The organism is Psychrobacillus insolitus (assembly GCF_003254155.1).
Lineage (GTDB): Bacteria > Bacillota > Bacilli > Bacillales_A > Planococcaceae > Psychrobacillus > Psychrobacillus insolitus.
In genome coordinates this window covers 744,665-756,901 of record NZ_QKZI01000001.1, presented here as the reverse complement: position 1 = coordinate 756,901, position 12,237 = coordinate 744,665, and the positions used below count along the sequence as shown (strand labels likewise).

At 36.7% G+C, this 12,237-nt stretch carries 8 protein-coding genes; 7 read left to right on the top strand and 1 reads right to left on the bottom strand.

Annotated features, from left to right (window positions below; genetic code table 11):
• Window positions 1–79: 79 nt before the first annotated feature.
• From pxpA to C7437_RS03700, 3 genes are read left to right on the top strand one after another with little or no spacing between them, the layout of a single operon-like run.
• Window positions 80–841, top strand: coding sequence for a 5-oxoprolinase subunit PxpA (pxpA, locus tag C7437_RS03710; protein ID WP_111438279.1), 762 nt, complete (start codon window positions 80–82; stop codon window positions 839–841).
• Window positions 842–853: 12 nt separating this feature from the next.
• Window positions 854–2,077, top strand: a complete 1,224-nt coding sequence (locus tag C7437_RS03705; RefSeq protein ID WP_111438278.1) for an NRAMP family divalent metal transporter — start codon at window positions 854–856, stop codon at window positions 2,075–2,077.
• A gap of 35 nt (window positions 2,078–2,112) precedes the next feature.
• Complete coding sequence (locus tag C7437_RS03700; protein ID WP_425450554.1) at window positions 2,113–2,886, top strand: putative hydro-lyase; 774 nt, start codon at window positions 2,113–2,115, stop codon at window positions 2,884–2,886.
• A gap of 60 nt (window positions 2,887–2,946) precedes the next feature.
• Here the strand turns inward: C7437_RS03700 and gltC are convergent, their stop codons facing one another.
• Window positions 2,947–3,849 (bottom strand): glutamate biosynthesis transcriptional regulator GltC, encoded by a 903-nt coding sequence (gene gltC / locus C7437_RS03695; protein WP_111438276.1) that lies wholly within the window; start codon window positions 3,847–3,849, stop codon window positions 2,947–2,949.
• A gap of 122 nt (window positions 3,850–3,971) precedes the next feature.
• Here gltC and gltB point away from each other — a divergent pair, with 122 nt between their 5' ends.
• From gltB to hisF, 4 genes are all read left to right on the top strand, one after another.
• On the top strand, window positions 3,972–8,504 hold the full coding sequence (gene gltB, locus C7437_RS03690) for a glutamate synthase large subunit (RefSeq protein WP_111438275.1): 4,533 nt from the start codon (window positions 3,972–3,974) through the stop codon (window positions 8,502–8,504).
• 18 nt (window positions 8,505–8,522) lie between these two features.
• Window positions 8,523–10,004 (top strand): glutamate synthase small subunit, encoded by a 1,482-nt coding sequence (gene gltD, locus C7437_RS03685; RefSeq protein ID WP_111438274.1) that lies wholly within the window; start codon window positions 8,523–8,525, stop codon window positions 10,002–10,004.
• A 96-nt stretch (window positions 10,005–10,100) separates the two neighbouring features.
• Entirely contained in the window at window positions 10,101–10,718 is a 618-nt protein-coding gene (hisH, locus tag C7437_RS03680; protein ID WP_111438273.1) for an imidazole glycerol phosphate synthase subunit HisH, read from the top strand.
• A gap of 6 nt (window positions 10,719–10,724) precedes the next feature.
• Window positions 10,725–11,498, top strand: a complete 774-nt coding sequence (gene hisF, locus C7437_RS03675) for an imidazole glycerol phosphate synthase subunit HisF (RefSeq protein WP_111438272.1) — start codon at window positions 10,725–10,727, stop codon at window positions 11,496–11,498.
• Window positions 11,499–12,237: the final 739 nt, after the last annotated feature.

Sequence of the window (12,237 nt, the reverse complement as noted above, 5' to 3'; positions counted from 1 at the left end):
TGTGATAAACTTGGTTTACGTTTCAAAACCGAAGTTCCGTTTTTCGGAACTTATCGATATTTTAGAATGGGGGATGAATATGTTTCGAGTAGATATTAATTGTGACCTTGGAGAAAGCTTTGGAAGATATAGGCTAGGGGAACAAAAGGAAATTTTAAAATATGTTACATCTGCAAATATTGCTTGTGGTTTTCATGCTGGAGATCCAAGTGTAATGCGCGAAACAGTTAAATTAGCAATAGAGAATGGTGTGAAAATCGGTGCACATCCTGGTTTACCAGATTTGAGTGGCTTTGGTCGTAGAGAGATGAAAATTACACCTCAAGAGGGATACGACATGGTCGTATATCAGATCGGTGCGCTAAATGGTTTCTTAACGACTTTTGGGGAACAAATGCAACATGTTAAGCCTCATGGAGCTTTATATAATATGGCTGCTAAAGATGCAAAACTTGCAGAGGCAATAGCTCAAGCAGTTTATGACATTTCACCTTCATTAGTTTTGTTCGGATTAGCTAATAGTGAACTTACGACTGCGGGAGAAAAAATAGGTTTACGTACAGCACATGAGGTTTTTGCTGATCGTACATATCAATCGGATGGTTCATTAACATCACGACAACAAAGTGATGCGCTTATTACGGATACGGACAAGTCCGTTGCACAAGTGGTGAAAATGGTGATTGAAGGAAAAGTAATTTCTCAACAAAATACAGAAGTTTTGATAAATGCTGATACAATATGCATCCATGGGGATAGTGAACACGCTGTATCTTTCGCAAAATATATAAAAGAAACTTTTGATAGTAACGGGATTTTAATTTCTGCAATTAATAATTAAGGGGGATTTTTTATGGAAGAAGTAAAAATAGAAAAAAATGGACCTAAAAAGAAAGTTGGAAAAAGTGTCTTATTTGGTGCAGCATTTTTAATGGCCACATCAGCAATTGGACCAGGGTTTTTGACACAAACAACTGTATTTACGCAACAGCTTGCAGCAAGTTTCGGGTTTGTCATATTAATTTCTCTGCTACTGGATGTTGTTGTTCAAGTTAATATTTGGAGGATTATTGTTGTCTCCGGTCTACGTGGACAAGAGATTGCAAACAAAGTATTACCTGGTCTTGGAGTTTTGTTAGCAATTCTCATTGTAATGGGTGGACTAGCATTTAATATAGGGAATGTTGCTGGAGCTGGACTAGGCTTAAATGCAATGCTTGGACTTGATCCAATCAAAGGTGCAGTTATTAGTGCAATGTTTGCAATTTTTATTTTTGTTGTAAAAGAAGCAGGGAAAGCAATGGACAAAGTTGCTCAAATTGCTGGTGGTGTAATGATCTTATTAATGGTTTATGTTGCTTTTTCCACATCGCCACCAGTTGGAGAGGCGATTGTAAGAACATTTGTACCATCTGAAATTAGTATCTTTGCTATTGTTACGCTAGTGGGTGGATCAGTTGGTGGTTATATCACTTTTGCTGGGGGGCATCGACTTTTAGATGCTGGAGTTAAAGGAGTGGAGTCATTACCTGATGTTACAAAAAGTTCAGTTATTGGAATTGTTGTAACTGGTATCATGCGTGTTGCCCTATTTTTAGCAGTACTTGGTGTAGTTTCTCAAGGATTAGCAATTGATTCAGAAAATCCACCGGCTTCCGTCTTTAAACTTGCTGCAGGTGAGATTGGTTATAGAATGTTTGGTGTAATTATGTGGGCTGCAGCAATTACTTCTGTAGTAGGAGCAGCTTATACTTCAGTTTCATTTATTCGTTCGTTCCATCCGATGATTGAAAAATATCATAACTGGGTTATCATTACTTTTATTTTAGTATCAACTATAACATTTGCCTTCATAGGTCAACCTGTAAATGTTTTAATTTTAGTAGGTGCGTTAAATGCACTAATCCTACCGTTAGCACTTGGAATTTTATTAGTAGGTGCATATAAGAAAGATGTTGTTGGGAAATATTACAAGCATCCACTTTGGTTAACGATAACTGGTGTTATTGTGGTAATTATAATGGGAATATTAGGTATCATGACGCTTATCGAACGAATTCCAATGCTTTTTGCATAGTAAGGAGTGAATAATCAATGAATATTTATGAAACAATGGCTCCAACTGATTTACGTAAACTAATCAGTTCAGGTCAAATTAGTGGACCTACAGCAGGTATGGCAAAAGGGTATACACAAGCAAATTTGGCTATATTGAAGAGAGAATACGCATTTGACTTTTTGTTATTTTGCCAACGGAACCCAAAGTCTTGTCCTTTGGTAGATGTATCAGAAGTAGGTTCATATATTCCGACTACCATTGCAAAAGATGCTGATATTCGAACGGATATTCCAAAATATCGTATATATAGAGATGGTGTATTTACAGAAGAAGTGACAGATATTACGGAGTATTGGGAAGAAGATATGGTAGCATTTCTAATTGGTTGTAGCTTCACATTTGAAACGCCGTTACTTGAGGCTGGTATTCCTATCAGACATATAGAAGAAAATTGTAATGTGCCCATGTATAAAACTAATATCCCTTGTGTAAAAGCTGGTGTTTTTGAAGGACCAACTGTAGTTAGCATGCGTCCAATGTCATCTAAAGATGCGATACGGGCAACTCAAATTACATCACGCTTTCCTGGAGTGCATGGTGCACCGATTCATTTCGGTGATCCAAGTCTAATTGGAATCCAAGATATTGCTAAACCAGATTTTGGAGATGCAGTAACGATTAAAGAAGGTGAAATCCCTGTATTTTGGGCATGCGGGGTAACTCCACAAGCCGTTGCAATGCAAAGCAAACCTTCGATAATGATTACGCACGCTCCGGGATGTATGTTTATTAGTGATTTGAAGGATGAAAAATTGAGTGTATTATAAGTATGTTTATAAATTATTAAAAAACAAGAAAATCGTTCTTAATACGATTTTCTTGTTTTTTTATTGGTATTTCCCTAAAACAGTGAAAAATTTAATGGCAAATTGTTTAAAGACATTTTCAGAAGGGGAAAGTTCTCTGTTCAATGGACTGATAATTCCGACAGTTCTTCGTATTTCTGGTGATTCTATCGGTATTTTAACGGTAAGCCTTGGTGTGGAGTCGTAAAACGTACTTTCGGGCAATAGACTAACCCCAATTCCTGCGGCTACTAATCCTTTAATAGCATCCATATCTTCTCCTTCAGAAGTAACGTTTGGTGAAAAACCAACTGAATTACAAGCATCTACTGCGATTTTCTTCAGCACATATCCTTCTGGGAACAAGACAAAATCATCATCTCGTAAATCAATTAAAGAAATCTTTTTTCGTTTGGCAAATGGATGACTAATTGGCAATAGCACATAAAATTTTTCTGAAAATAAAATAGTTGTATCAATGAATCCATCTTTTGCAGGTAGCGGACCTAAAAAAGCAAGGTTTAATTCTCTATTTTTTACAGCTTCTATTAGAAAATGATAGGATCCTTGGCGTAGATGGAATGCTACATTTGGATATTCCTTTCTGAATGCGGATATGACAGTTGGTAACAGATGACTAGCTAAACTTGTAGGGAAACCTATGCTTATTGACCCTTTTTCTGGATTCAAGTATTCACCAATTTGTTTTTTTGCATATTCAATTGCTTGTAAGGCAGAAATACTATGTTCCAAAAAAATCTTACCAATTGGTGTTAACTTTACATTTCTACCTACTCGTTCGAATAGCTCAACCCCAAGTTCGTCTTCTAAATTGGCGATTTGTCTACTTACAGCTGACTGTGCAACATGCAAATGTATGGCAGCATCTGAGATATGTTCCCGATGTGCAACCTCGATGAAATAGCGCAGTTGTCGTATTTCCATAGGACTCTCCTTCGATCTATCTAATATATAGATGGTTTATATCCAAATTATATATTGTTTATATCAATTTGAAAACATACAATATTCATAAGAGACTATTTATTTAAATTGGAGGGGTACACATGACATTTCATAAAATACCAGAAGCGCAGGGGATGTATAATCCAGAATTTGAACATGACGCGTGTGGGATAGGTTTATATGCGCATATAAAAGGCAATGCAACACATGATATTGTAAAAAAAGGATTAGAGATGTTATGTCGCTTAGATCATCGTGCAGGACGAGGTGGAGATGGTCAAACTGGAGATGGTGCTGGTTTAATGGTTCAAATCCCAGATACCTATTTCCGTGTTGTATGCAACGAGTGGACAATACCGGAAAAAGGAAAATACGGCGTTGGAATGATGTTTTTTACAAATAATGAAGAAGAGCGTTTAGCTATTGAACAAAAATTCAATGATACTATAACCGCGGAAGGTCAAGAGTTAATCGGATGGAGAACAGTTCCGATAAATGGATCTATGTTAAGTATTAAAGCACAAGAGACAGCTCCTGTTGTTCGACAAGTATTTATCAAATCAGCTAGTAATCAAGATGGATTAGCATTTGAGCGGAAATTGTATTTGATACGTAAACAAGTGGAACATTGGGCTTCTAAAAATGATAGTAAATTCTATTGTGCAAGCTTTTCTAGTCAAACAATTGTTTATAAAGGATTACTCACTCCTGAAGAAGTTGATATGTTTTATGTAGATCTTCAAGATGAACTATTTACATCTGCTTTCTCCTTAGTACATTCACGTTATAGTACGAATACTTTTCCAAGTTGGGAAAGAGCGCATCCAAACAGATACATTGTTCATAATGGGGAAATTAATACATTAAGAGGAAATATCAACTGGATGAAAGCTCGCGAACAACAATTTGTTTCAGAAGCTTTTGGTGATGACCTTCAGAAGCTACTACCAATTATTGATACAAATGGTAGTGATTCTTCCATGCTCGATAATGCATTTGAATTTTTTGTACTTGCAGGTAGATCACCAGCTCATACGGCAATGATGTTAATACCAGAACCATGGTCTGAAAATCCACATATAAGTGATGAAAAGAAAGCATTCTATTCTTATCATAGTAGTTTAATGGAGCCATGGGATGGACCAACAGCTATTTCATTTACAAATGGTAAACAAATCGGTGCGATATTAGATCGTAACGGATTACGTCCAGCACGCTATTATGTAACAAAAGATGACTATATTATTTTTTCTTCCGAGGTCGGAGTAGTAGACGTAGAAGAGGAAAATATTCTTTATAAAGAACGTCTAAGTCCAGGTAGAATGTTATTAGTAGATTTAGAACAAGGGCGTATTATTTCAGATGAAGAAATTAAATCTGATATGGCAAGTGCACTACCATATCAACAATGGTTAGATGAAAATCTAGTAGCGATTCAGCCAGTTGATGAAATAGTAGAACAAATAGATGATCTAGTATTCCGTCAAAAAGCATTTGGATATACGTATGAAGATATTCAAAAGTACATTGTTCCTATCGCACTTGATGGAAAAGATCCGATAGGTTCTATGGGGAATGACACTCCACTTGCAGTATTGTCCGATCGTCCGCAATCGTTATTCAATTACTTTAAACAATTATTTGCTCAAGTGACGAATCCACCGATTGATTCAATTCGGGAACATATCGTTACTTCTACGATGACATTACTTGGAGCAGAAGGGGATTTACTGAAACCAAGTTCGTCCAATGCGAAAAGAATCTATTTAGAAACACCGGTGCTTACAAATAGTCAACTAAATCAATTGAAAGAAAATAGTTTAGAAGGCTTTAAATCAGCTGTTATTGAACTTGAAATGTCGGGATATTTGGAAAGTGATTTACAAGACATCAATGTATTAGTGGAAGACTTAATAAAAGCTGGAAAAACATTAATCGTTCTTTCAGACCGTAATATTAGTAAAGAGATCGTTACTACTCCAGTACTATTAGCAGCAAGTAGTCTTCACCAACATTTACTTCGCACTGGTAATCGTACGAAAGTAAGTATTATTGTTGAGTCGGGAGAAGTTCGTGAAGTTCATCAGTTTGCTGCTCTTATCGGTTTTGGTGTAGACGCGATTAATCCGTACCTAGCCTATGCTTCCATTGCAAAAGCAATTGAAGAAGGACATATTTCTAGTAGCTATCCAGTAGCAGTTGCTAAATATAGCAAAGGTATCGCTGATGGAGTAGTAAAAGTAATGTCTAAAATGGGGATTTCTACCGTACAAAGTTATAGAGGTGCCCAAGTCTTTGAAGCAGTTGGTATTAGTAAAGATGTCATCGAACACTACTTTACAGGTACAGTTTCACAATTAGGTGGAATTGATTTAAATACAATTGCCGAAGAGACGAATAGAAGATATCTAAAAGCAATTGAATCAACACTAGATTCTCTTGAATCAGGCAGTGACTTCCAGTGGAGAAGTACTGGTGAACATCATGCATTTAACCCGAAAACAATTCATACACTTCAGTGGGCTACTCGTAAAGGAGATTATGGCCTTTACAGACTATATGCCGAAATGGCAAACGAAGAGCGAATCGGATTTTTACGTAACTTGATGACATTCAAAAAAGATGTGAAAAAAATTTCGCTTGAAGAAGTGGAGTCTGTGGATTCGATCGTTAAACGATTTAAAACTGGGGCAATGTCTTACGGTTCATTAAGTCAAGAAGCACATGAAACACTTGCTATTGCAATGAATCGTTTAGGCGGAAAAAGTAACAGTGGTGAGGGCGGCGAGCATCCTAGTAGATACGAACTAGATGCGAACGGAGATAATCGTCGTAGTGCAATTAAACAAGTCGCTTCTGGACGATTCGGTGTAAAAAGTCATTATCTTGTTCAAGCAGATGAACTACAAATAAAAATGGCACAAGGTGCAAAACCTGGTGAAGGTGGTCAGTTACCAGGGAATAAAGTTTATCCATGGGTAGCAGATGTTCGTGGTTCAACAACAGGTGTTGGGTTAATTTCTCCACCACCACATCATGATATTTACTCGATTGAAGATATGTCACAGTTAATCCATGACTTGAAAAATGCAAATAGAACTGCACGAATAAGCGTTAAACTTGTTTCTAAGTCTGGTGTAGGTACTATAGCAGCTGGTGTAGCAAAAGGAGCAGCAGATGTTATTGTAATTAGCGGTTATGACGGTGGTACAGGTGCATCACCAAAAACAAGTATTAAACACACAGGTCTACCATGGGAACTTGGATTAGCTGAAGCTCATCAAACTTTAATGTTAAATGGGCTACGTGAACGAGTAGTATTAGAAACAGACGGTAAGTTAATGACAGGTAAAGATGTTGTTATGGCATCACTTCTTGGTGCAGAGGAATTTGGATTTGCAACTGCACCGTTAATCGTTCTTGGTTGCATAATGATGCGTGCATGTCACTTAGATACATGCCCAGTTGGGATTGCGACTCAAAATCCTGATTTACGTGATAAATTCACAGGAAGCGCAGATTATGTAGTGAACTTCATGAAATTTGTTGCAGAAGAAGTTCGTGAGTATATGGCTTTACTAGGTTTTAGAACAGTAGAAGAAATGGTAGGTCGTACGGACGTTTTAGAAGTTAGTGAACGTGCAAAAGAACATTGGAAAGCAAAACAACTAAATTTAAGTGCTTTATTATATCAACCAGAAGGAGTTCGGACATTTAAAACACCTCAAAATCATAAAATCGATGAATCGTTCGATTTACGAGAATTGCTACCGAAAGTTGCGCAAGCGATAGTAAATGAATCGAAAGTGGAATTGCATTATCCGATTGCAAATACAGATCGGGTGGTAGGTACTATTATTGGTAGTGAAATTTCGAAACAATATGGAGCAAGAGGGTTAGTTGACGATTCTATCGTTCTTCGATTTACTGGTTCGGCTGGTCAGAGTTTTGGCGCATTTGTTCCAAATGGAATGTCAATGTATGTTACGGGAGATGTAAATGATTACTTTGGTAAAGGTTTATCTGGAGGGAAACTAATTGTTTCTGCACCTGTTAAGGGAGCTGCAGAAACAAATGTTATCGCTGGAAACGTCGCGCTATACGGAGCAACTAGTGGAACTGCATTCATCAATGGTCGTGCAGGAGAGCGTTTTGCAGTTCGTAATAGTGGAGTAGATGTTGTAGTAGAAGGAATTGGGGATCACGGATGTGAATATATGACAGGCGGTCGTGCTGTCATTTTAGGGGATGTTGGAAAGAATTTTGGGGCAGGAATGTCTGGTGGAATTGCGTATGTACTTGTTGATGATGTGGACGGATTTAAAGAAAAATGTAATACAGAAATGATTAGTTTTGAAGGAATAGAACATTCTGATGAAAAACATTCAATTCGACAATTGATCATGGATCACTATTATTATACAAAGAGTTCAAAAGCGATGAGTATCCTAGACAAATGGGATACAACTATAGAGAAATTTGTAAAAGTAGTACCAAGCGATTATAAGAAAATGTTGGATAAAATTAGTGCACATAAAGAAAAAGGCCTTTCAGACGATTTGGCTGAAATGCAAGCATTTTTGGATACATCTTCGAATAATGACAAAAAAGAATTAGCATTTGTAAAAAAATAACGGGAGGAGGAATAGCAGATGGGAAAACCAACTGGATTCATGGAATACAAAAGAGAAAAGGGTAAAGAACAATCCCCGATTAATAGGATAAAAAATTGGAATGAATATTCTTCCAAACTAACAGATGAAGCTCTTCGGAAACAAGGTGCAAGATGTATGGACTGTGGAACTCCATTTTGTCATATGGGAATTGAAATTAGAAATACAACTGCTGGTTGTCCTATAAATAATCTAATACCCGAATGGAATGATTTAGTTTACAAAGGGAAATGGCAAGAAGCTCTTGAAAGGTTGCAAATGACAAATAACTTCCCAGAATTTACTGGGAGGGTTTGTCCTGCACCTTGTGAAGGATCTTGTACATTAGCTATTTCAGACCCTGCCGTATCAATAAAAAGTATTGAACGCACGATTATTGATAAAGCATTTGAAAATGGATGGGTTACACCGAGAATTCCAAACAGTAGAACTGGTAAAAAGATTGCCATTATTGGATCTGGTCCAGCTGGACTTGCAAGTGCAGACGACTTAAACCAAGCGGGACACTCTGTAACTGTATATGAGCGTGCAGATCGTGCTGGCGGATTGTTGATGTATGGAATTCCGAATATGAAATTAGAAAAAGACATTGTAGAACGCAGAGTTCATTTACTTCAACAAGAAGGAATTGACTTTATTCTTAATACCGAAGTTGGAAAAGATATTACAGCTGAAGAGTTAAAATCTTCCTATGACGCGGTTATCCTTTGTATTGGAGCACAAAAACAGCGTGAACTTCATATGGATGGAAGTAAGTCGAATGGTGTTCATCTAGCAATGGATTATTTGTCTTCTACAACGAAAAGTTTATTAGATTCTAATTTCGCAGATGGTCAGTTCATTAATACAAAAGGCAAGGACGTCATCGTTATTGGAGGTGGAGATACAGGAGCGGACTGTGTAGCAACTGCTATTCGCCAAAAATGCCGTAGTGTAGTTCAGTTTGGTAAACATCCACAACTTCCGAATACACGTGCTGAAGATAACTTATGGCCAACTGATCCTGCTGTTTTTAAATTAGAATACGCATATGAAGAGGCTTCTGAACAGTTTGGAAAAGATCCACGTGAGTATTTAATCCAAACAACAAAAATTATTTCTGATCTAGAAGGTAATTTGAAAGAGCTTCATACAGTTCAAATGGAGAAAATCTTAGGTGAAGATGGATTCCATTATTTTAAAGAGATTATTGGTACTGAAAAAGTATGGTCTGCTCAATATTTATTTGTCGCAATTGGTTTTGAAGGTCCTGAACAAACGTTAGCTGATCAATTTGGTGTGAAAATTGTGAACAAAAAGATTGCTGCTTCTACAAAAGATTACGCAACAAATGTAGATGGTGTATTCACAGCTGGAGATGCTAGAAAAGGGCAAAGTTTAATCGTTTGGGCAATTAAAGAAGGGCAAGATGTTGCCAAAAAAGTAGATGAATATGTAATGAAACAACCAGTCGTTTTATAACGACTGGTTTTACTCTGCTAGTGTACTAAAGTTTTTGTTTTTTTTTTTGCTCTGAAATGGCATAATAAAAGAATACTAAAAAGTGGAGGCAAGAGCATGATTGGCATTATTGATTATGGAGCAGGAAATTTACATAGTGTTTTAAAAGCAATTGCACGTTTAGGTTATGAAACGAAATTAATTACTAAAGCTGAGGATCATGATGATTCGGTTACAAAGCTAATATTACCTGGAGTAGGTAATGCAAAAGTCGCTATGGATGTGTTAAACGAATCTGGTTTAAGTGACTATTTAAAAGAACAGGTATCAAAAGGTACACCCCTGTTAGGAATTTGCTTAGGGATGCAACTTTTGCTGGAAACAAGTGAAGAAGGAAACGTTGAATGTTTAGGTTTTCTAAAAGGAAGCGTACCTGAGTTTAAAATAGAAACAGAAAAAATTCCACATATGGGCTGGAATCAAGTAAAAGACGCTCAAGGACATTTTTTGTTTACAGATATTCCAAACAATACTGATTTCTATTTTGTACATTCTTATTTTGCTCAACCAATCAATGAAAAAGATGTGCTTGGTGAAACAGATTACGGACAAAATTTTGCTAGTGTAATTGGTAATGAACAAGTAATGGGAGTTCAATTTCACCCAGAAAAAAGCGGGAAATTCGGCATTCAGCTGTTAGATAATTTTTGCAAATATTCGTTGATAAAGGAGTAAACTAATATGCTTAGAAAAAGAATTGTACCAGCGATTGATGTATTAAATGATCAAGCAGTAAAATATGTTCAATTTAGAAATCCAACAATAATTGGAGACCCTGCAGAACTTGGTAAGAAGTACACAGAAGATGGAGCGGATGAATTAATCTATTTGGACACAACTGCTTCTTTAAAAAATCAAGATCTAAAAATTGAATGGATTCGTAAAGTTGCGGAACAAGTATACATTCCTTTTTCAGTAATTGGTGGAGTAAGAACGGTAGAAGATTTTAAACGACTATTAAGGGCCGGTGCTGATAAAGTTGGAGTAAACTCTGCAGCAGTTCAACGACCAGAACTTTTACGTGAAGCAGCAGAAATATACGGTAAACAATGTGTTGTTTTAGGATTGGATGCTATGCCTATTTATAATGATGATCAAGAAATCATTCGTTGGGAAGTTTATACGCACTCTGGACATGAGAAAACAGGTATGGACGTAGTAGAGTGGGCACAGCAAGCTACGGAACTTGGAGCTGGAGAGATTATTTGTACAAGTATCCATAAAGATGGTATGAAAAATGGATATGATGTGGAATTGATTAAATTATTGTCGGAAAAAGTAAATGTGCCAATCATCGCTTCTGGTGGAGCGGGAAAACTAGAACATATCGAAGAAGTTTTTACTGAAGGAAAAGCAGATGCTGCACTTGTAGCGTCGATGATTCACTACGGAGATTATACGATTGGCGAGATTAAATCATATTTGCACAATAAGGATATCAATGTTCGAATGTAATCAAAATGGGGCAATCCTTTATGGAGAGCCCTATTTTTTAGTTGTACAATATATGATATTGGTGAAATAAGAAAATCGGAAGCGCTCTTTTTCTATGTGGACTTTAACGGTTCGCTTTGGACGAAACTTACGATAATAGGATAATAGGATAAACGAGAAAGAGAAAGGCAGAGATGAGCTACGTGACGCAGTCACGTAGCTCATCTCTGTTTTCGTTCATCCTATTACGATTGTTTGTCCGTCGCTCCCCTAAAACATCGAAGGGAAAAGGGCAAATGCTTTGGGTAATAAAAGAGGAGATCCTTTTCTACTTAGTAAAATGCGCCTGAAGATACAATTTCAGGCGCCAACCTCTTTTCTACACTATAATTCTTGCTTATTTTTAAGGAAGATAAGCTTTTCTACATAAGATACTAGAAAGAAATATGACTCTGTTTAGAAGTGTCTCTAAAAAGGAAGAAGCATTCATCCAAGTAAGAGGAGAAATGACAGCCGAAATATCATCTTCGGCGTCCTCTTTAGGTAAGTATGTGGTTCCTCTCTTCTTAAGCCATTGTTTTTCTTTTAAGTAAAAGTGTAAGCAATAATACTGTCCAAAGCGACTAGAAGTAATTGTACAAAACGTGATCCAAGTATGTGAAATTCTTATACTTTAAGAAAAATACAAGCGCCTAGAAGCAAACCAATAAACTTTGTCTTACATGGCTGTGAATCCTCAAAAATAAATTAGACATCTAAC

Excerpts from the sequence above, each read along its gene's own strand:
- pxpA (WP_111438279.1), top strand. The coding sequence starts at position 80 with ATGTTTCGAGTAGATATTAATTGTGACCTTGGAGAAAGCTTTGGAAGA.
- C7437_RS03705 (WP_111438278.1), top strand. The coding sequence starts at position 854 with ATGGAAGAAGTAAAAATAGAAAAAAATGGACCTAAAAAGAAAGTTGGA.
- C7437_RS03700 (WP_425450554.1), top strand. The coding sequence starts at position 2,113 with ATGGCTCCAACTGATTTACGTAAACTAATCAGTTCAGGTCAAATTAGT.
- gltC (WP_111438276.1), bottom strand. The coding sequence starts at position 3,849 with ATGGAAATACGACAACTGCGCTATTTCATCGAGGTTGCACATCGGGAA.
- gltB (WP_111438275.1), top strand. The coding sequence starts at position 3,972 with ATGACATTTCATAAAATACCAGAAGCGCAGGGGATGTATAATCCAGAA.
- gltD (WP_111438274.1), top strand. The coding sequence starts at position 8,523 with ATGGGAAAACCAACTGGATTCATGGAATACAAAAGAGAAAAGGGTAAA.
- hisH (WP_111438273.1), top strand. The coding sequence starts at position 10,101 with ATGATTGGCATTATTGATTATGGAGCAGGAAATTTACATAGTGTTTTA.
- hisF (WP_111438272.1), top strand. The coding sequence starts at position 10,725 with ATGCTTAGAAAAAGAATTGTACCAGCGATTGATGTATTAAATGATCAA.